General features: G+C 40.2%; 22 protein-coding genes. 8 read left to right on the plus strand and 14 right to left on the minus strand.

The window, feature by feature from the left end:
• Position 1 precedes the first annotated feature (1 nt).
• Together CRI9333_RS04405 and pgsA are read left to right on the plus strand one after the other, a co-directional pair.
• On the plus strand, positions 2-1,813 hold the full coding sequence (locus CRI9333_RS04405; protein ID WP_015201956.1) for a hypothetical protein: 1,812 nt from the start codon (positions 2-4) through the stop codon (positions 1,811-1,813).
• Positions 1,814-2,016: 203 nt separating this feature from the next.
• On the plus strand, positions 2,017-2,550 hold the full coding sequence (gene pgsA, locus CRI9333_RS04410; protein ID WP_015201957.1) for a CDP-diacylglycerol--glycerol-3-phosphate 3-phosphatidyltransferase: 534 nt from the start codon (positions 2,017-2,019) through the stop codon (positions 2,548-2,550).
• A gap of 182 nt (positions 2,551-2,732) precedes the next feature.
• Here pgsA and CRI9333_RS04415 read toward each other — a convergent pair whose 3' ends face one another.
• A complete protein-coding gene (locus CRI9333_RS04415) occupies positions 2,733-3,674 on the minus strand; it encodes an NAD-dependent epimerase/dehydratase family protein (protein WP_015201958.1) in 942 nt (313 codons plus the stop codon).
• 188 nt (positions 3,675-3,862) lie between these two features.
• A complete protein-coding gene (gene surE / locus CRI9333_RS04420) occupies positions 3,863-4,540 on the minus strand; it encodes a 5'/3'-nucleotidase SurE (RefSeq protein ID WP_041226340.1) in 678 nt (225 codons plus the stop codon).
• Between the two features lie 55 nt (positions 4,541-4,595).
• On the opposite strand from surE, the gene CRI9333_RS04425 reads away from it, so the two are divergent.
• Entirely contained in the window at positions 4,596-5,201 is a 606-nt protein-coding gene (locus CRI9333_RS04425) for a Uma2 family endonuclease (protein WP_015201960.1), read from the plus strand.
• 193 nt (positions 5,202-5,394) lie between these two features.
• Positions 5,395-6,117, plus strand: coding sequence for a photosystem II repair protein Psb32 (gene psb32 / locus CRI9333_RS04430; protein ID WP_015201961.1), 723 nt, complete (start codon positions 5,395-5,397; stop codon positions 6,115-6,117).
• On the opposite strand, the gene CRI9333_RS04435 is transcribed toward psb32, so the two are convergent.
• The 4 genes from CRI9333_RS04435 to rnc all read right to left on the minus strand — a co-directional run bounded on the left by CRI9333_RS04435 (position 6,114) and on the right by rnc (position 9,453).
• A complete protein-coding gene (locus CRI9333_RS04435; RefSeq protein ID WP_015201962.1) occupies positions 6,114-6,497 on the minus strand; it encodes a DUF4346 domain-containing protein in 384 nt (127 codons plus the stop codon). The genes psb32 and CRI9333_RS04435 overlap by 4 nt on opposite strands.
• A gap of 215 nt (positions 6,498-6,712) precedes the next feature.
• Entirely contained in the window at positions 6,713-7,912 is a 1,200-nt protein-coding gene (locus tag CRI9333_RS04440) for a GNAT family N-acetyltransferase (RefSeq protein WP_015201963.1), read from the minus strand.
• 95 nt (positions 7,913-8,007) lie between these two features.
• Entirely contained in the window at positions 8,008-8,706 is a 699-nt protein-coding gene (locus tag CRI9333_RS04445; protein ID WP_015201964.1) for a RibD family protein, read from the minus strand.
• 18 nt (positions 8,707-8,724) lie between these two features.
• Positions 8,725-9,453 carry a ribonuclease III gene (rnc, locus tag CRI9333_RS04450; RefSeq protein ID WP_015201965.1) on the minus strand — a complete coding sequence of 243 codons (729 nt, stop codon included), beginning with the start codon at positions 9,451-9,453 and terminating at the stop codon, positions 8,725-8,727.
• Positions 9,454-9,705: 252 nt separating this feature from the next.
• On the opposite strand from rnc, the gene CRI9333_RS04455 reads away from it, so the two are divergent.
• A complete protein-coding gene (locus tag CRI9333_RS04455) occupies positions 9,706-10,284 on the plus strand; it encodes a Uma2 family endonuclease (protein ID WP_015201966.1) in 579 nt (192 codons plus the stop codon).
• A gap of 99 nt (positions 10,285-10,383) precedes the next feature.
• Here CRI9333_RS04455 and CRI9333_RS04460 read toward each other — a convergent pair whose 3' ends face one another.
• From CRI9333_RS04460 to CRI9333_RS04485, 6 genes are all read right to left on the minus strand, one after another.
• Positions 10,384-12,504 carry a cation:proton antiporter domain-containing protein gene (locus tag CRI9333_RS04460; protein WP_015201967.1) on the minus strand — a complete coding sequence of 707 codons (2,121 nt, stop codon included), beginning with the start codon at positions 12,502-12,504 and terminating at the stop codon, positions 10,384-10,386.
• A 241-nt stretch (positions 12,505-12,745) separates the two neighbouring features.
• Positions 12,746-13,414 carry an HAS-barrel domain-containing protein gene (locus CRI9333_RS04465; RefSeq protein WP_015201968.1) on the minus strand — a complete coding sequence of 223 codons (669 nt, stop codon included), beginning with the start codon at positions 13,412-13,414 and terminating at the stop codon, positions 12,746-12,748.
• 238 nt (positions 13,415-13,652) lie between these two features.
• Complete coding sequence (locus CRI9333_RS04470) at positions 13,653-13,850, minus strand: NAD(P)H dehydrogenase subunit NdhS (RefSeq protein ID WP_015201969.1); 198 nt, start codon at positions 13,848-13,850, stop codon at positions 13,653-13,655.
• A gap of 320 nt (positions 13,851-14,170) precedes the next feature.
• Entirely contained in the window at positions 14,171-15,424 is a 1,254-nt protein-coding gene (rodA, locus tag CRI9333_RS04475) for a rod shape-determining protein RodA (RefSeq protein ID WP_015201970.1), read from the minus strand.
• A 94-nt stretch (positions 15,425-15,518) separates the two neighbouring features.
• Complete coding sequence (locus CRI9333_RS04480; RefSeq protein ID WP_015201971.1) at positions 15,519-16,580, minus strand: Mrp/NBP35 family ATP-binding protein; 1,062 nt, start codon at positions 16,578-16,580, stop codon at positions 15,519-15,521.
• A gap of 116 nt (positions 16,581-16,696) precedes the next feature.
• Positions 16,697-17,173 carry a hypothetical protein gene (locus tag CRI9333_RS04485; RefSeq protein WP_015201972.1) on the minus strand — a complete coding sequence of 159 codons (477 nt, stop codon included), beginning with the start codon at positions 17,171-17,173 and terminating at the stop codon, positions 16,697-16,699.
• A 215-nt stretch (positions 17,174-17,388) separates the two neighbouring features.
• On the opposite strand from CRI9333_RS04485, the gene hemF reads away from it, so the two are divergent.
• Both hemF and CRI9333_RS04495 read left to right on the plus strand, forming a co-directional pair.
• Complete coding sequence (gene hemF / locus CRI9333_RS04490) at positions 17,389-18,414, plus strand: oxygen-dependent coproporphyrinogen oxidase (RefSeq protein WP_015201973.1); 1,026 nt, start codon at positions 17,389-17,391, stop codon at positions 18,412-18,414.
• Between the two features lie 227 nt (positions 18,415-18,641).
• On the plus strand, positions 18,642-19,010 hold the full coding sequence (locus CRI9333_RS04495) for an STAS domain-containing protein (protein WP_015201974.1): 369 nt from the start codon (positions 18,642-18,644) through the stop codon (positions 19,008-19,010).
• Positions 19,011-19,051: 41 nt separating this feature from the next.
• Here the strand turns inward: CRI9333_RS04495 and CRI9333_RS04500 are convergent, their stop codons facing one another.
• Positions 19,052-19,666, minus strand: a complete 615-nt coding sequence (locus CRI9333_RS04500; RefSeq protein WP_015201975.1) for a chromophore lyase CpcT/CpeT — start codon at positions 19,664-19,666, stop codon at positions 19,052-19,054.
• A 158-nt stretch (positions 19,667-19,824) separates the two neighbouring features.
• On the opposite strand from CRI9333_RS04500, the gene psb29 reads away from it, so the two are divergent.
• Positions 19,825-20,556, plus strand: a complete 732-nt coding sequence (psb29, locus tag CRI9333_RS04505; RefSeq protein ID WP_015201976.1) for a photosystem II biogenesis protein Psp29 — start codon at positions 19,825-19,827, stop codon at positions 20,554-20,556.
• A gap of 127 nt (positions 20,557-20,683) precedes the next feature.
• Here psb29 and trxA read toward each other — a convergent pair whose 3' ends face one another.
• Positions 20,684-21,001, minus strand: coding sequence for a thioredoxin (trxA, locus tag CRI9333_RS04510; RefSeq protein ID WP_015201977.1), 318 nt, complete (start codon positions 20,999-21,001; stop codon positions 20,684-20,686).
• Positions 21,002-21,047: the final 46 nt, after the last annotated feature.

Here is a 21,047-nt window from a genome sequence, read left to right on the forward strand (position 1 = left end):
TGTGAATTCTCACAATCTTCACTCGCTAATTGCGGCGATTGACCACATTCTTCCCAAGGTTAGTACTAGCGTTAGCCAATTAACCCCAAATGATTTGCTTGAACAGAGTTTAGTTCTAGAGCAAGTCCGCAGCTATCTTGTTACCTTAGAGTCACAAAATTCGAGTGCCAAGATAGGTACATCTGGACAGCAATCTGTAACTCGAAAAGTCGTAGATGCAGTTGGTCAAAAAATTGCTTCATTGGGTTCCAACTTGATCAAACCTTTACAGGATGAGGTAGAAGTTTTACAGCAGCAAAAAGCTGATCTAACATCCGAAGTTGGGGAGATAGAAGAACTTAGACAGAAATACTACTTTGTAGAGCAACAACTGGCAATACTTCAGCAAACTATATCAGAGTTTTCGCTCGTTTTGAGCGAGGTTTACGAGGAGTTACGCCTACGCACTCAGGAAAGTTTAACTCCAGATGTAGCTCAAAATATAGCAAATCTAGATTCTCAGTTTTTAAGTTTTCAATCAAGTGTCTCAGAACAGTACTCCGTCGCAAAAACAACAGATTTGGAAAAAGCGCGGCAGTTAAAACTGCAATCAGAACAACTTTTAATCACCTTGGATTCTACGTTTAAATTTGTCTTTGAAGCTCTACAACACAATATTAAAAGCTATCAAAAATCCTTAATTCAAGGTGTGGGAAACCTTTACCAGCAAAGACAAAAAAATGAGGTGACGTTTAAAACTTTGCTAAATCAAATCACCCAGCAAGTACGTGATTTAACAAATCTCCAAATATCTGAGTTCGGGGCTACTACAAACGCAGCTAGTAATCAGACAACACTAGAAGCTAATCAGCAGATTTCTAAAACACCTCCAATCACGAAATTATTACCAAATTTGGCTAGTAGCTTCCGCGTGATTCAGCCACATAGGGTCAAACAAACTCCTAAATCGAGAAAACTTCATTATTCCAGCACAAGTTTCATCTCTAAGCCGATCAAAAAACCATTAGAATTAGGACTTATTAATCCCAAATTTGCTATTAAAAATCAACAAACTACTCCAAATCTTCAGTTTAAACAAACTGAAATTAGCCAGTTGGAACATACTCCTGAGATAGAAGAAATAGATCTAGATTTAGCGGCTTTAGGTGTACAACCAATTGATGTATCTGATGTAGATAGATTCTTACACGAGGAGATCGCTGCATTAACCTCATCGGCGTTGGCGGAAGATGCTTTAGGGGATGAAACGCAAGATGTTAATGAAACTACTCAAAATATTGAGCTTGTCCATAACATTGATACTATCACACAGCTAACTGATTTATTGCCAGCAGATGCCTCTTCAATTACTATCAAACCCGATCCGAATTCTGTAGTTATACTCGCCCAGTTGCTAACAGTTGCTCCTGATGCTGTAGTGGAAGATAACTATGTTTTAGCCTCTCCCAATGAAGATTTAAACCCAAGTAATCAACAAAGCATTCAATCAGATATAAAGAATTTTTTGCCTCAAGATCTGCTACAACAACTGAGTGAAGATCTATCTATGTTTGAATGGTGCGATCGTCAAACTTTTTCAGAACACCTTTCAACGCCGATAGTTGATTTAATTGCAAAAGCGCCAACAGAATTAACAATATTAAAGTACCAACCCAGGGTATTGCCACCCGAAAAAGATTTTGATATGGATTTATTTTCCGCAGAACCGCAGCGTTTAGATGAGGATTTATTTTTAGATGAAGAAACTTTAATTAATAATCCATTTTCACTTGATTTTCCAGAAGATTTTAATAATAGTGACTATCTTAGATAAAATAAGTTGTGACAAATTGAGTTTGCATTACTTAATACTGATGGAAAGATATATAGCTGGCTTCCCAGTTATTCTAAAGATAATAATTTACTTAATACTTTCGCATTCTGGATGAGTGAGCGAGACGTTGGTGCTATGCACCCGTTACCAAAACACGCTACTAATATCGTAATGATCTAGCTATTTCGCTTGTGGCAACTTTTATGAACTTACCTAACTCGATTACCTTATCTCGTCTCTTGGGTTTACCAGTACTGTTATATGGTTTGCAAAACCCAACTCCTACCTGGCGTTGGGTTTGTTTAGCAATTTTTTTAGTTGCTGCTGCGACAGATTGGTTAGATGGCTATTTGGCTCGTAAACTTAACCAAATCACGGAGTTAGGTAAGTTTCTCGATCCGTTAGTAGATAAGTTGCTGGTACTTGCTCCTCTGCTGGCGTTGATTCAATTGGGTCAAGTACCAGCTTGGGGTGTATTTTTGCTTTTAGGGCGAGAATTGGCGATCGCAGGTTGGCGCGTTAACCAAGTTACTATTTCTGGTGCTAATATCTGGGGTAAGCTGAAAACAGTTAGTCAAATAGTCGCGATCGCTCTTTTAATTGCTCCTCTATCTGATACTTGGAAAATCCCAACTCTCGTTGCTTTCTGGATTTCTGTTGCTCTTACTTTGATTTCTGGAGTAATTTACTTGTTGCCGCCAAATCAATCAGTTAAGCCCTCAGCAACAATTAAATAAAAATAGTAATAGGGTTGATTTTTTCGCCCATTTTTGATATATTATTATCATAATGGGAATATTGCTTTTAATAAAATTTTTGAATATATTTCCATTGTAAGATTATTATACAAAAAAATAGCCAACAAATCAAGTAAAAATTAGGAATTGGCAATAAACATTGCTTATTGCCAACCAAATGATTACGCGTTGTGAGCTATCTGAATCTGATCGTCAGTAGAGAAATCTATCTCAGATTGGTCACGATTAGAAGCGATGAAATCATTTTGAAAAGAGTCTTTGAGACCAGAGATTAAGTCAAACTCTGGTTGCCAATTTAGTTGAGTTTTGGCTTTATTTACAGAAGCAAAGAAATGTTGCACCCGCATAGGGAAAGCTTTACGCTTACCGAAATCAAACTTTTTCGGGTCGTAATGAATTATTTGTAAATTATCCGGTGATTTACCAGCAGCAACAGCACAAGCGCGGGCTAAACCATCAAAAGTAACAAAGCGATCGCCTGAAACGTTATAAATTTGCCCTACTGCTTGGGAGTTTCCTAAAACAAGTGCCATTGCCGACGCTAAATCTTTCACATGACCAAATTGGGTGATGTGCATTCCATTTCCGGGGATGGGGATAGGGCGATCGCGCACAATTCGATCAAAAAACCATGCTTCTAAATCATTGTAGTTTTGAGCGCCATATATATATGTAGGACGAATTGAGGTAAAAGGTAATCCTGATTCTGTTAGGTAAGTTTCAGTTTCATGCTTACCTTTGTGGCGACTTTTAGGATCAACAGCATCGCCTTCTATATGTGGCATTTGGTCTGATTTGAGATAAACTCCGGCAGAACTCATATAGACAAAATGCTGAACTTTGTCTTGAAAAATTTCTGCTAATGGTTGAGTATCACTAAGTTCACGCCCATTATTATCAAAAATTGCGTCAAACTTTTCGGAGGATAATTTATCTTTAAGTTGGGATGCGTCAGTGCGATCGCCATGTATTTGTTGCACACCTTCCACAGGTGCAGGTTTATTACCACGATTAAACAAGACAACTTCATGTCCTTGTTCGACCAAAATTTTTGTGAGAGAGACACCGATAAATCGGGTTCCACCCATAATTAGAATTCGCATAAGTTCACGCTGTTATTTTGAGACAATCTTTATCTTAAAGGGGAGGGGGGAGGGGAGAGGAGAGAAAATTTACAGTAGATTAAGAGCAAAAATTGTTTCTTTGTTTTTTTAGAACGCAGATAAAAGCAGATAAACGCAGATGAACGCAGATGATTTATGAAATTTATCGACTTTTGCAATACCAGTTATTAAAGCCGAATTTTAGTGACGGCAATATGACCTGAAAAGCACACAGCAACATCGGTTCCAGGGGTGCGATCGCGTTTTTGATATTCTCCGACGTAATAATATTCATCCCCTTCAACCCGATAATTAACAGGTAATGGTTTTGTACAAGGTTCACAAAACACTACATCTGGTTTAGGATCTCCTGGTTCTAAATGCGGTAAATTTACATTCCAAAAGCATCCAGGTTCTAGGGTATGGGTGAGTAACTGATCTAATACTGGTGTTGTTAAACCTGCAATCACATCCCAGTCAACATTACGTTTACCTCTGCGATACTGGGAAACAGCAATACCTGGGATACCGTGCATTGTTGCTTCGCGCACAGCAGCTATAGTTCCAGAAATATAAGCATCAACGCCTAAATTACCACCAGCATTAATGCCAGAAATTACATATTTAACATCTTGACAAAGATGTGTAATTGCAAGACGGGTACAATCAGCAGGAGTACCGCCTACAGCATACTCATTATTTGAACGACATTCTACTTTAATCGGTTGAGTGGTAGTGACGCGATGACCACAACCAGACCATTCTGTTGCAGGTGCAACAATTATACCTTTGCCATTAATCGCTTTTTGCAGGGCGCGGATGCCAGGTGCATCTATGCCATCATCGTTGGTTAAAATAAAAGTCATAGTAAGTTTCATTATATAGTTGTAGCTATATTTTCCCGTACAAGAATTAATTATTATGACTCTAAATCTTATCCCACAAACAGAAAGTTACCAAATCGGAGAACAACGCTTAATTCTAAATAGTGTCACTTGGGAACAATACGAAACATTACGAGCAACCCTAGATGATTTTCCGGGTTTGCGGATGACTTATCTTGAAGGTACTTTAGAAATTATGACTCCATCGCCAGAACATGAATTTGATAAAAAAACCATTGCTCGTTTAATTGAAATTTATGCCCTAGAAATGGACATTGATCTTAGTGGTTATGGTTCTACAACTTTCCGCAAACAAGCTAAAGAAAGGGGACTAGAACCAGATGAATGTTATTGTTTTGGTGAACTTAAAGAATTTCCCGATATTGCCTTAGAAGTGGTTATTTCTAGCGGCGGTATCGAGAAACTTGATGTTTATCAAGGTTTACAAGTACCGGAAGTTTGGTTTTGGAAAAATAATAAATTTTCTCTATATCGCCTGCGTGAACAAGGTTATGAATTAATTTCACATAGTGAATTTCTGCCAGAATTAGATTTTTCTGTTTTAGCTCAATACGTGCGTTATCCTAGCCAAACTCAAGCGGTAAAAGCTTATCGAGAGACACTGCGACAACTCCCAAAATAAAATATTACTAAAAGCCTATCCCTAAAAATAGTTAATCCATAATAAACATCTGCGTTTATCTGCGTTTATCTGCGGTTAAAACCTCTTACTCAGGCTCCGCTTGTAATTTTTTCTTTAAATTTGTAGACAATAATTATCTATAGCAGTAAATTTTGCGGTATGTTTTGAAAAAATCTATTTTATGGTCAATTGAATGAGAATCGTCGATCAATATTTTACTAGGCATAAATACTTACAGCGTTTACTCCTAGCATTGGGATTAATGTTGCTGACAACTCAGCTAGTAATTTTGCCAGCGAATGCTACTGGAGTATATCAGATACCCAATCTAACACCAAGCGATGCTCACAGTTGGGTACTTGATAAAGCTGATGTCCTTAGCCGTGTGGTGAAAGGAAAAATTAACGGTGCTTTAGATAAGTTAGCAAGCGACACTGGTAATCAAGTACGGATGGTAACTGTCTATCGGATAGATTATGGCGAAACAGCCGACGGCTTTGCTGATAAGCTGTTTGATAAATGGTTTCCTACGCCAGAAGCAAAAGCGCATCAAACATTACTGCTACTCGATAGCCTCACCAACAATACGGCTATTCGTACTGGCGAAGCTGTGAAATCAATTATGTCTGATGAGATTGCTAATAGTGTCGCTTCTGAGACTGTATTAGTACCACTGCGCGAGGGAGATAAATACAATCAAGCGTTGACAGATGCAAGCGATCGCTTAGTTGCTGTATTATCTGGTAATCCCGATCCAGGCGCACCAGTAGTACAAGATAATGTCCAAGTTGGACGCACCTATAAAACCGCAGAAGAAACAGACACAGGCAATTCTACAATACTTGTTGTCGTCTTGTTAATTGCAGCAACCGTCATCCCGATGGCTACCTGGTGGTTTTATCAAAGTCAAAGTTAATCTTGAATATAATCTGTCCCACTAATTAACGCCATCTCAGCCCGTAAAAATTCCCGTCCTAGATATGCAGCATGATCTAGTAAAGTTACGGGACAGGGCTGAGTTTCTTCAAAAATCTTCACGCACAACTCCTTGGCAGTTTTAGCAGTAAACAGTGTGCTGTGTGTGCGTTCTACTTTACCCTTTGCTGGAATAACTTTGCCAGTTTCAGGATCAACGGCTAAACCACGATCGTCAATAATGTTAGTAAAATGCTTGGCACAAATTAGTCCAGCTTCTCGATCTAGATAAATAAGAAAATATCCACTCGGATCGAGGTCAATATGACGTTGAGAAAGCTTGTCATCAATAGCAGCAAGGGATTCAGCCGTTTGATTCATAATATATTAATAGAATTATTTGATAATCGAGAGTTCATAATAACAGTTTAATCGCACAGATTATATTATTTCCATAATTAATTTTCAGCTTATTCAATTAGATTTTGTAGCCTTAGTCAAATTTTAGATAATGAACCACAGAGAAACACAGGTAGAATAACTTATTTTTACAAGCATCCTATTAAATATGGCTCATTAAACAAACATGATATTAGTTACGATTCAATATTTAATGGAATTTCGCGTTTACTAAATGGGATATCTTCGTTAATTGCATCAATTTCTTGCTGTTCTAATTCGTTAACTTCCCGAATATAGGATTTGAGAATTTTTCCTAAACGCGGGTTGTAAAACCTATGCAAGCTATGGTTTGGGGTTGCAGGAAAACCACGACGTTTTTTATGCCGTCCACCAGCGCCAGGGTCAAAAGTTTGGATACCGTGTGCGATCGCCCACTCAATCGGGGTATAGTAACAAGCATCAAAGTGTAAGCTATCAATTTCCTGAAAACTTCCCCAATAACGACCATACAAGCGATCGCCTTTATTAATACAAAAAGACATTCCTATCGGTTTATGATTATCTCCCTGATGATACGCCGCAGCAAATAACACCCGATGACAATATTTAGGATATAACAGTTCAAAAAATCGTTTTGTTAAATACTTACTACCCCACCAACCAAATTTATCGCAAGTATCAGCGTAGAAGTTATACATTAAAGGAAACAAATGCTTAGGAATTTCCTCTCCTGTAAAAGTTTTCATTTGTAAATCAGCATTTTCTACCGCTTTGCGTTCTCTTTTAATATTGCGACGTTGGTTAGAATTAAATACACCCAAATAGTCGTCAAAAGTTTTAAACCCAGAATTTTCCCAAATATAGTTGTGGTGTAGCCAACTACTAAAGCCATGACGTTCTAAAACAGGTCGCCATTCGGGGTCAACATATAAGAAATGACAGCCAGAGATGCGGTGGCGATCGCAAAAATGATCAATCGCCCCTATCATTAACTCTGTTAACTCATCCTCATTTTCTCCAGAAGCAATTAAAAACCGATAACCCTCAGCAGGTGTAAATGGAGCCATTCCCAGCAGTTTTGGATAATACTGCACCCCTAAACGATGGGATAAATCTGCCCATTGATGGTCAAAAACAAATTCCCCGTAACTATGACCCTTAATATAAAGCGGCGCAGCCGCAACTAACTGTCTATCTCGCCACACTATTAAATGATTGGGTAGCCAACCACTTTGGGCAGTCGTACTCCCAGACTTTTCTATACAGTGCAACCATTCCCATTCTAAGAACGGCGTTTTTAGCGGTAAAGCGAGAGCATCCCACTCTACCTGGGGTACTTCCGCAATATTGTTAATCCAAGCAACCGAGTAGCGCGGCTTAATTTGTTCTACCATTGTGATCAATTAACAATTAACAATTAGCACTTAGCACCTAGCAGTCAGGAGTTAGCAATAAACTCAGATCAAACTGTATTTAGGGTAATCTAATTTCATTGGCGTTGTAAGCGATAGTGCAGAAACACTTCCTGGTCAATAGTCTTAACGCTAAGTAATTCTAAGCGTGGAGCCATTTCCGTAGAAAATCCTGCACCTGCAACTGGGGTTGGTGCAGTAGTTCCACCAAAGATTAATGGGCAAACAGTTAGCCAAAATTCATCAATCAAATTTGCCTCTAGTAAAGATGCTATTAATTGACCACCACCTAAGACCCCTAAGTGTTGCAAACCTAGCTTTTTCAATTCTTCCAAAGCTGTAACCCAGTCAATCTCACCCTCTGGTGTATCAAATACTAAAATCTTTTCAAACTTTGAGCCTTCTTGCCAGTATGACGCGCCAGTACTCGTAGTTAATAACCAACGTGGTATGGGTTGCTCAAAGAATTTCAACTCTGGATCAATATTGCCACCGCGAGAACAAACAATTTGGATTGGTTGCGGTGGTTTCCCTAAAGATTCCCTTTGTTTAAGCAACTCAGGATTAACAACTCGCATTGCTGTACCACCAGAACGCAGAGTGTTAGCACCAAAGATAATAGCATCAGCTTCAGCTACTTGTTGTTCTAGATGTGCCTTATCGTTAGGCGAACCAAACCCAGCCGGAGAGCTTTGTACATCAGAAATTTTACCATCAGCACTCATTGCCAAAACAACTGTCGTCTGCGGTCTATTAAAATCAGAATTTGTAGTCATTATTGCGTTATTCCAAATTTAAACATCACCTTTAATTTCTGGCTGTCGCACAGAAAAAAAAGCATCCTTAGCGGCTGCTTGCTCGGCGGCTTTTTTTGATTGTCCTTTACCTTCACCGTATTTTTTACCGTTTAGCCAGACTTCAGCACTAAACCGTTCAGAATCACCGTGAGTTTGTGAGATATCTTGCACGCGGTATTCTGGTAAAATTTTGTGATGCGCTTGGGTGAATTCTTGCAGTGCATCTTTATAATTAAGACGCGCTGGGTCAAGGAGAATTTCAGTAGATAATTCCTGTAAGTGGTGATCTAGCCAAGGACGAATAAGTTGTAAATTATGAGTACTGAGATAAAGCGCACCTAAGACAGCTTCAAAAGTGTTTGCCATTCTCGATACTTGTCCCGCTTTATCACCAGCAGCACTACTAGAAACCAATAGATAGCGGTCTAATCCATAACTACTAGCTATTTGAGCGAGAATGCGATCGCTTACCAATACTTTACGGATTGCAGAAAAATCACCTACTGTAGAATCAGGATAAACTTCCCATAAAAATTCTGATGCAGCTAGTCTTACCACAGAATCGCCAATAAATTCTAGTTGCTCATAATTAGCCGTCGGTGAGATAGTCGGGTGAGTTAACGCTAAATCTAAAAGAGACCAATTCACCAGAGATGTCTCAGGTAATCCCAGTTTGAGAATTAATTTCTCTAATTGTTTTTGACGGCGAGGGTCTTTGAAAGTCATGTGTGAAATATTGTAAAAATGCTCAAGCACCAGCTACAGCGCAGCAGCAGGGAGTAATCCCCATTCACAGAAGTTATGTTTTCCCAGTATAGGGTAAGGTGGTTGACAAAATGCGATCGCTATCATCCCCTTACCATATTGAACCTGGGAACAAGAAACACAAGGCTCTGCCTCCCAATACTCTTATCTACCCAACTTTCAATCTTTGGGTTTAATTAAAATAAATAATAGACAAATCATTAGGTAATACAAATGATTGCCAGCCTAAATTCTGATTACATCTCGCCAGAAGAATATCTAAAAGCAGAAGAACTTAGCCCTATAAAACATGAGTATAGAAATGGAGAAGTATATGCAATGGCAGGCGCAAGCAATACTCATGTGTTGATGGCTGGAAATCTATTTGCACTATTGAGAAATCATATCCGGGGAAGCGGTTGCCGAGCATACATATCAGATACAAAAATTGATATTAAAACAATTAATACCTATTACTATCCTGATTTAGCCGTAAGTTGTGATCAACGCGATCGACAATTCAATAACTTTTTGCGTCACCCTTGCTTAATAATAGAAGTGCTATCCCCCACAACAGAAGCCTTTGACAGAGGCGATAAATTTGCAGATTATCGCCAGTTAGAATCATTACGAGAATATGTATTAATTAGCCAAAATCAGATGCGTATAGATTGCTTTCGTCGCAATGCTGAAGGAAACTGGGTACTTTATTCCTATAGCAATGGGGATAAAATTTATCTAGAAAGTATTGATTTTCGCTGTCTGGTTGCAGCAGTATATGAAGATGTATCTTTTACACCTAATCAAGAGTAATATTAAAGCTGAAAAACTGCAAATACGCCAATGAAGAGAAGCTTAAAAAAGCAAAAGTACTATTTTAACTCCTCTCTCCTCCCCCCTCTCTAACAATAACTAAACATTCTTAGGGATAAATCGGCGACGCTCTTTGTTAGCAGGAGTACTTGCTACTGCTCTTTGTGGTTCTCCTAACATTACCACCGAGCAAGTCAACTGTTGCGCCAATCTAGCAGTAACATCACTAATTGCTAATCCAGCCGCAGTTCGCTGACGTTGCGATCGCAAAATTACTAAATCAGATGGTTGTACTGTATTCATAATCGCTCTAGTTATATCATCATGGGGAATAATTTCCACCTCAAAATTCCCTTCAGGAACCCATTTTGATGCCAGCAAACTTAACTGCGAACGGTTCCAAGCAACCTTAGCTGGAGTAGTTCTGCGATCGCATACGTGCAACAGTGTAATATTTGGTTGATTACCATCAACCAACATTTGGGCAAACTGCACCGGACGTACCGCCTGACTCGTTAAACTATCAATCGGCACTAAAATTCGTTTAATATTGCTCGGTGAATCAAGTAATCGTGTTACCGCTACAGGACAATGAGCAGACCATAATACACTATCAATCACATTACCAAACATCCGAGCGCGTAGCCCAGTGCGTTGACCCCATCCCATCACAATTAAATTGGCATTGTTTTCCCGACTCGCACGGCTAATGCCTTGAGCAATATCATCATCAATTCGCAACAAAGGTTCCGCTTCTACCCCTAATTCTCGACTTAATTGCGTAGCATTAGTCAGCAATTTATCCCCTTTTTGGAAAGACATTTCCAAATCAGGTGCATCCATATTTACATGAGCTTTTACAAGCGATAAAGGAACAATCGTCCCGGCTGTATGGCGTGCCACCAAAGCAGCCATTTCAATCAAATTGCGCTCAGTTTCAGGGTTAGAAACTGGCACGATTACTGTATATTGTTTATTTTCTTTGACAGTTTCCCCTTCTACAACAGTCACGCTAGTTGCTGGCGTAGTTTCCGCGACAGGTAAACCCACCGCTACCTTCGCTGTGATTACAGGTCCCAAAGTTGCCGTCACCAGCATTAATACCAGCACACTATTCAAAACCGCTTCACTTAATATCCCAGCGCGATAACCGACTAATGTTGCAGCCAGAGTTGCAGCTACCTGTGGTAAAGATAAAGACCACATTGTGAGCATTTCTTGCCAGTTATAGCGGTACACAAATTTGGCAAGTAAAGCCGCTAGAAATTTACTGCCAATTAAACCCACCACAACTGCTAGTGTTAACCAAGTAGCACTAGAAAAAGATGAAACACTTTTAATAAAATTTGGCACATTAATCAGTAGACCCATATCCACAAAGAAAATTGGGATAAATAAGACACTACCGACAAACACCACCTTTTCCTTAACTTGCCCTTCTCCCAACACATCATTTACAGCTAAACCAGCTAAGAAAGCGCCTACAATTTTTTCTACACCAATTAATTGCGCTCCCACTGATGCCAGAAATAACGCCAACAATACAAATAAAAATTGATTACCTTCTTGGTCTCCAGAACGTTTGAAAAATTCTTTACCTGCCCAATCAAACCCAAACAAGACAAGTGCAGAATAGATAACCAACGACCCCAAAAGCGTAAACAGCTTGAAAGCGGTAAAATCACCAGCATGAATACCAATACAAATTGCCAATACCAGTAGAGCGCCAACATCGGTAAAAATGGTTGCTCCAATCGTAACTGTCACCGCTTCATTATTAACTACACCTAAACGGCTGACAATTGGATAAGCCAATAAGGTATGAGAAGCAAATAAGGAACCAATTAAAATTGAGGCATTCCAATCAAAACCAAAGATGCGCCCCACAATTGTCCCAAAAATTAGCGGGACAATAAACGTAAAAGTACCAAATCCTGCCGAGCGATGTTTGGTTTTGCGAAACTGTTGAATATCTACTTCTAGCCCTGCCACAAACATCAGATACACTAATCCAATATCTGAGAGCAGTTTCATTGTCTCTGCTTCTTTATTTAGCAAACCTAGCCCATTGGGACCAAGGACTACACCAGCTACCAGTAAACCAACAAGCCCTGGTAATTTTAACCGTTCAAACAAAATTGGAACCGTTAAAATTACTACCAGCAAAATCGCAAAAGGAACAATTGGCTCCTTAGTTAAAACTTCTGTAATAGATTCCATATATTATCTAGGAGAGAATACCAAGCAAAACAATTAAAGATTAGCTGTTTATCTGTGGTCTTTGTTTAAGCTTTTCGCGTGGTGAGTTATATTGTCTTCCCCTAAACCAAAATCAGCAAGCATTTATATCTATTAACAGAGATTTTTGTCTATAAACAGCTAACCGCATTACTCACTCTTCGATGCTGGTATAAGTTAAGCCTTCCTACAATCCCTCTAAAAAAGCCTGAATAATAACTATCTAAGGATGGATTTGGCTTAAAATATAACGCAAGCGATCGTAATCATCCTTGAGAATCACGCTGAGAGTCCGCCCCGCCTTTACCAACCACTCACGGTCAGCTTTGCGTAATTGATAAATTTCTCGAATAGCTGCTGCCATCAAAGATTCTACTGGCGCACCTACTACCTGTAACAGTGTGCGTAAAAAATCTAATTCTTCACTAAATTGAATAATTTCTGCTGATTCGCAATGATAAACTGCTTGATGAATTTGAGGCGGACGTGGAGGTAAATACTGGTAAATTCTGCCATCCTTGGGCTTAGAACCATTAACTCCTTGTTGCTGCACCTGGAAACCAACAATTGCGGCTCTAAACTCAGTTTTTAACATCGCAAAAATCTGAGGTTGTTGTTCTCGCAGTTCTTGCATTGACAAACCTAACGCCCTTGCTCTATGCACAGAATCAATCGGGCTAGTAGTTGCATGATATACGATCGCCAAAACTTTATTCCCCGATTCCTCATCAACAGATTTAACCCAGCTACCAAAAGGCGGCATAACTGGGAAGCTTAAATCTTCAGGGTCGAGACATTGTGCTAAAAATTCAGTTGTTGCCGTTTCAATTACTTCGGCAATATGGTTAGGGTGTCGTTCACCCGCAGCAAACTGCGGTAAAGGAAGTCGCATATATTAAGCAGTTAGCAATTAGCGATTAGCAGTTAGCTATTAAGTTTGACGAGCTTTTAACTAACAACCATACCATAAAACCTCGGAGTTAGCTGTTAAATTACTCCCTTCCCGCCCAAAGAATACCTATTTGAAAAACCGCCAAAACGCCAAGAACGCCAAGGAAGAAGAAGAATATGATCGGTAATCTTTTAGTGGGAAGGGAGTAAGCTAAAAGCTAATTGCTAAAAGCTAATATCTATTTGGCTTTTTTCTTAGATGCTGTTGTTTCCATCAATTCTAACTCGGAAAGGCGGAATGTAATCATTTTGTCCCAGTTTCCACCTTCAAAAATTACAGCCGCTTTACCATCTGTAATCCTTTGTACTAAACCTTCAAAGCCGTAGTAAATATCGCTCTTGTTTTTGACTTTAACTGCTGATCCGGGCAAAATCATATTCTTTTCTCAATTTTGTCTCTAAAGTACTTGAACTAATTCTAAGCTACTCATCGGCAATTTTTTATTTTAAGTTGTTACCATTCATCTGTCATCTATTATTAATCAGCTATCAGTTAAGTTTGTAGGTTAAATTAAACGTTACCTACGATGACTGGGACTGGGGACTGGTGACTGGTGAAGTGGAAAATCCTTATACGTTGATTTATGCCCACCTCCTTAGCAAATTTCATTAGGGAAGAATATTGAAAAGTTACCAAATTAGCAACTGATAAAAATTTATCATCAGCAAGCTGAAGGCTGATAGCTTACGATTGAAGCTAAAATTTTAGTCGATGTCGGTAATTAGCAACAGACTCAACAATGCCAATAGCAATAAAATTTGTCAATAATGCGGAACGACCATAACTAACCCAAGGTAAAGGAATACCTGTAACTGGTGCTAAACCGATGGTCATGCCAATATTAACAATTACCTGAAACACAATCATTGACAATACACCAATAGCCAACAGAGAGCCAAAGTTCTCTTTGGAAGTTTGAGCAATTATGATTAACCGCCAGCATAGCAACCAGAAAACTAATAGTACTGCTAGGCAGCCAATGAAACCAAGTTCTTCACCAATTGCTGAGAATATAAAATCGGTATGCTGTTCTGGGATAAAGTTAAGTTGTGTTTGAGAGCCTTGGTTGAGTCCCTTACCCCAAAATCCCCCTGCCCCAATAGCTATACGGGATTGAATTAAGTGATATCCTCCGCCTAGAGGATCTTTTTGTGGGTCTAAAAACAAAATTAAGCGGTCTTTTTGATAGTCTTTCAACAATCCCCAGAATATATGCCCTAATTCCCCTGATGCAAAGTTGGCAATAACCGCTCCCACAGCGCCATACCAAGACCAGGGTAAGCTAAACCAGGCAACAGCACCTACTATTACTGCCCAAATGAACCAACTAGGTAAAAAAACGTTAAATAAAATTGCTGAGACAATGGGAGAAACAAGCAGTAATAGCCAGCCAGGATTAGCATTAGCCCAGTAGAGCATTCCTAAAGTAATTGCTCCAAATACCAAGGATGTGCCTAAGTCTGGCTGGATAAATACTAATAGCCAAGGCACAGCAGTAATAGCAAGGGCTTTGCCAAAAGCTGGCAGTGTAGAAGCAGTATGGGTGTGTAAAATTGCCGCCAGAGTAATCATTACACCGACTTTGGCAAACTCAGATGGTTGGAGATTAAATCCACCGATACTAATCCACCTTTGCGCCCCTTTAGCACTGCTACCAATGACAATTACTGCGATGAGGGAGAGATTTGTCAGACCATAGATAATCCAGTGCCACTCTAGTAGATTTTCGTAACGCGATCGCGAAATAAACAGTGCTATTGCTAACCCAATCGCGCCAATTAGCCAGTGTTGCCACCAATCTGTTAACCCTTGGTTGAGTTCCGCGCTGCGAATCATCACCCCACCAAACACGGTTAAGCCGACTGTTACGGCAAGCAGCAGCCAGTCTACTTGCTGCCAAACTGCTATTCGGGACTTCCACCGAAAACCTATTACAGACTTTTGAAACATATCAAGCGTTTAGCGGTTAGCGATTAGCTTTATAAAGGAATAACTTCGTAAACTTGAGGGTAAATCTCTACTGAGCAATATATTTTGCTAATAGCTAAGAGAGTGCAGCTACAGAGATTTTAGCAGCAACAGTTTTAGCGATCGCAACTAGCGCCTTAGCTGACTCTGAATCTGGTTCACCAACTACTATCGGTAAACCTTTGTCCCCTCCTTGGCGCAAGGGAATTTCTAAGGGAATGCAACCCAGCAACGGCACACCTAATTCGTGAGAAGTTTTTTCACCCCCACCAGATCCAAAAATGTCATATTGGCGGTCAGGCATATCAGGGGGAATAAAATAACTCATATTTTCTACTATCCCCAAAACTGGCACACCCAACTGTTGAAACATCTTTAAACCCTTGCGGGAATCCAACAATGCGACTGTTTGAGGTGTCGTCACAATTACCGCACCAGCCATTGGTACTGCTTGCGCTAATGTCAGTTGAGCATCACCTGTACCAGGTGGCATATCTACAATTAGATAATCTAATTCTCCCCACTCTACCTGATAGAGAAACTGGCGAATTACCCCATTTAACATCGGACCGCGCCAAATCACTGGTTGATCTGGGTCAATCAAAAAACCCATCGAAACCAGCTTAACACCGTGATTAAAAGCGGGTTCTAAAATTTCTCCGTTTGCACCTTGCCGTACTGCGATTTGTGCATTTGCCAATCCCAGCATTGTTGGTGCATTTGGGCCATAGATATCAGCATCAATCAAACCAACTTTTGCACCCAACTGCGCTAAAGCTACTGCTATATTTACTGCTACTGTACTTTTCCCAACGCCACCTTTGCCACTAGAAACAGCAAGGATATTTTTCACTCCAGCTATCCCTGTGCGGTCTGGGAGTGGTTTTTGCTGGGGTGTCTCCGCGCTGACATCCACTAAAATATCTTTAACCCCTGGTAACTGCTGTATTGCGCGACGGCAATCATCCACAATAAATTCCCGTAACGGACAAGCAGGTGTGGTTAAGACTAAATTGAAGCTAACAACACCATTGTTGATGTTGATATTACGAATCATGTTTAATTCCACCAAACTCTTGCGGAGTTCAGGGTCTTGCACCGGACGCAGTACTTCTAGAACGGAATCGAGATCGAGCATAATAAATTTATTCCTGACCCCATAATCTGCATTCGGGGCAAATTGAGCGCTAACGTATTAAAAATTTTAACGGTTTGTAGGATATGCGATCGCGTTTTATTAGTGATTGGTCATTGTTAATTGTTCATTGTTAATTGTTCTGCTGCGTGCGCTAACTCAGCCGCCACACGCGCCTCATAAGGTCGGATCATCCACCAAACAAACGGCGACAACCAACCACGCAACGTTACGGAATAAGACACATAAGTACCACAAACGGTAGATTCCACCTGATAGGTCACTCTTTTTTCAATTCCTGGGATAGCAATTAACCTGACGCTAAATAATTCTCCAGGTCGTACCCGTTCAACAAACACGCGCACAGGAATCGGTATTAAGCGAGTTACCTCTTGGTAAATCAATCCAGGTTTAGCAATTAATCCCTTGGGAACATTGGTGCTAGTAAGCAGGGGGTGCCAAGACACATCGGCTAAGTTAATTATTTTTTGCCAGAGTACATCTACCGAAGCAGAACTCACAGCACGATAAGTCTTTGCCAGAGAAAATCGGCACCCTCGACTAGCAATCAATTTGAAGGAAAAATTAAAGATCAAGATACGTCTCCTCCAGCTAGTCTCAGGCAGGTTATTAATACTAGGCGAATCTAGTTGCCAATAGGATCTTCCTACAGGATACTTTGCAGTTCTTAGTAGTTAGAACCTAATCGCAACTCAAGTTTTGAGGCTCTAGATTAGCCAAATTCAAGCTAGTCTATAAAGACGCTCATTAAGATTGATGAGCTTGTTTGAAAGATCTTCTATATGAGATTATGACAGCTATTCAGACTGAAACGAACACGGTTAACCCTGAGCCGCCAGTTGATTCCAAAACTCGTGTGAGCGAGTTTATGCAAGGACTACAAGACAACATTTGTCAAGGCTTGGAACAGCTAGATGGAAATACAACATTTAGAGAAGACTCTTGGGAACGACCAGAAGGTGGTGGTGGTCGTTCTCGCGTGATGCGCGAGGGTGCAGTATTTGAACAAGGCGGTGTGAATTTTTCTGAGGTATGGGGAGACCATTTACCTCCTTCAATTCTGGCACAACGTCCAGAAGCTGCTGGTCATCGTTTTTATGCAACTGGTACATCAATGGTATTGCATCCGCGCAATCCTTACATCCCAACTGTCCATCTCAACTACCGCTACTTTGAAGCAGGGCCTGTTTGGTGGTTTGGTGGTGGTCTAGATTTAACACCTTACTATCCATTTGCTGAAGATGTTACTCATTTACACCGCACTCTCAAGCAAGCTTGCGACACACATAACCCTCACTACTACCCAACATTTAAGCTTTGGTGCGATGAGTATTTTTACTTGAAGCATCGCCAAGAAACGCGGGGTGTGGGTGGCATATTTTTTGATTATCAAGATGGTCAAGGTGAGTTGTATCGTGGCCCAGATGCCAATGGCCCCGCAGGTAAGTATAGTGCTGAACTAGGTGCAGTAGAACCGCGCAGTTGGGAACAATTATTTGCGTTTGCACAAAGCTGTGGTAATGCTTTTTTACCAGCTTATATGCCTATTGTAGAGAAACGGCGGTCAATGGAATATGGCGATCGCGAACGTAATTTCCAACTATATCGTCGTGGGCGTTATGTAGAATTTAACCTGGTTTACGATCGTGGTACAATTTTTGGCTTGCAAACTAACGGACGTACTGAATCAATTTTGATGTCTCTACCGCCACTGGTACGTTGGGAATATGGCTATCAACCAGAACCCAATACTCCCGAAGCCGAACTATATGAAGTTTTCTTAAAGCCTCAAGATTGGGCAAATTGGAGTGCTTAGTGATGAAGACTGAGTGCTGAGAACTGATTATTAACTCAGCACTAGCGGCATTTTATTTAATTTAAGGCAAAGCTTCAGGACTTACTTAGTAAGGTAAGTTAAACTACTGTCAGGTGAGTAGTCAGCTATCAAAACCTGGAAATTTTGATGCTCAGGTATTTAATGATGCCCAAAACTGCTTTCTCTCTAGGGGTAAACATGGCAACTTCCAGGGAAGGAGGAGAAGAGTGATTCATATTGATCAGAGAACGCATACAACACAAGATGGCACAACAGTAATAGTCTTAACGCCAACTGGACGTTTAGATATCACAACTGCTTGGCAATTTCGCCTCAAGTTACAAGAGTGTATTTCTAAACTTAGCCATCATGTCGTAGTTAATCTTGGTCAGGTTAATTTTATAGATAGCTCTGGTCTCACTTCCCTGGTAGCAGGGATGCGAGATGCTGATAAAGTTAAAGGTAGCTTTCGCATTTGTAACGTTCATCCCGAAGCAAAATTGGTGTTTGAAGTCACCATGATGGATTCGGTGTTTGAGATTTTTGAAACTGAGGAAGAGGCGCTTGAAGGTGTTCCTCGCAGTATTGCCAGTTAATTGATTGTCGCGCGACAACGTGAAAACGATGTTTCAACAAGTTAGACTGGCAACTCGGCAGCAAAATCTTGACGTTTGATGTAGCGATATGAACCCATCAGCGCACCCCAAATCGCTTTTCCGGTTTGGGGCTCTATACCTTTGTCGTAACTGTGGGATTCATTTTTTCTGGCTGTAAATCCTAGAAAAACCTGGTATGTTTGACCTTGATAATTGAAGCAACAAGGAACGTCACTGGTTGGTGAGGTAGCAAATTCCCAGGTATCAGTTGTTATTTGCTGCGGGTTAATTGTCAGGGTGCAGCTTGGTAGTAGTTCAATATCAGAAGTTGTTAATGTTTTGAGTAATTCAGGCTTGCGACCTGCACCTTTGATCGCCTCTAAGTTTTTGAACATATAGTATTGCACATGGATCGAGCCAGACGGTGTATTACTGTCTCGCAGTCGCAATATTCGAGGGCGGTAAGGATGATCCAAGTTAACTATATTAGCTTGTTCTGCAAATAAGGTAATGCTGTCTTCTGTAAATAGGGGAACTGGTCGCTGCCAGAGGTGCAAATGTACATACCATGCTGGTTCTGCTAGAGCTTGTGCGCGATTATCAAATTCTCCCGCAAGGTAGTGTCCTAAAGTAATTAATTGTGTAGATAAGGTCATATACTTAATACCTATTAATAATTTAAGTGATTTTTAATATAACAACGGAACTATTATCGTAGGACGAAGCTAAAAGCTAGTAGCTGATCGCTAATTACTACTTGGCAAATGACTCTATAAACGAGAAAATAAGGTTAAGTTCCCCTTTGTGTTTGCCGGTGAATAACCTTCGCACTGTCTCGGATACCAAGCGAGATTTTTATAATAATCACACCCGTCCTATCAATTCCATCTACCGACGGGTGGTGGAAGAATTGATGGTAGAAATGCACTTGCTCTCAGTTAATGTTGATTTTGCCTATCATCCAATCTATGCGCTGGGTGTAGTCACGTCTTATGAGAAATTTATGCAAGGCTATCGCCCTGAAAGGGATAGGGATTCGATTTTTGATGCCCTAGTTGGGGCGGTAGGGGAAGATTCCCAAAGATACAAACAAGATGCTGAACAATTAAAGGCATTAGCAGGGCGGTTATCTGGAAAGGAATTAATTGATTGGATTGTTTCACCAACTGCTGTTGATGGTGCGGGTTCGTTACCCGATCAGATGAGAGCGATCGCCAATAATCCTCAATTCAAATACAGCCGCTTGTTTGCTATTGGTCTGTACACTCTGCTAGAGGTATCAGATCCCAGTCTGGTTAAGGATGAAAAAGAGCGACTGGATGCTTTAAATCAAGTCGGTCAATCCTTACACTTACCTACAGAAAAATTGCATAAAGATCTAGATTTGTATCGCAGCAATCTAGAAAAAATGGCACAGGTGCAAATAGCAATGAAGGATGCGCTAGAAGCCGATCGCAAAAAACGTGAGAAACGCGATCAAGAAAAAAGCATGGCAGTTGCTCAACAAACACCTGATATTAGTAAAGACGAGGCAAAATCAAGTTGATAATTATGTAACATTAAATTAATTACTCACAAAATTAAGAGCGTGTTGTTGCTCCTCACGCTCATATAGCTTTTAGCTTTTAGCTTAAATCTCAAAACCAAATATAACTGCTAACTGCTAAAAATGATTAAATTAAGGGTTTTAAACGCTGGATTAAATCGGCGGCGGGGACAACTCCCTCAATTCGATCTACTGGCTGACCGTTTTTGAACAGTACCAATGTTGGCAGAGCATGAATATGGTGCTGATTGGCGATTTGAGGATATTTATCTGTATCAATCTTCACTACCTGTAACTGATCTTTCAGGTGAGAATTTACCTGCTCTACGATGGGTGACATCATCTGACATGGACCACACCAAGTTGCATAAAAATCAACTAATACAGGTACTTCTGAACTAGAGAGCAAATCTTGAAAACTATTAAACTGTTTTTTGACTGCCATATTACAACACAGATTTGATAGTATTGCCCCTCAATCGTAGTAATTT

The sequence above is a fragment of the Crinalium epipsammum PCC 9333 genome (assembly GCF_000317495.1).
Lineage (GTDB): Bacteria > Cyanobacteriota > Cyanobacteriia > Cyanobacteriales > PCC-9333 > Crinalium > Crinalium epipsammum.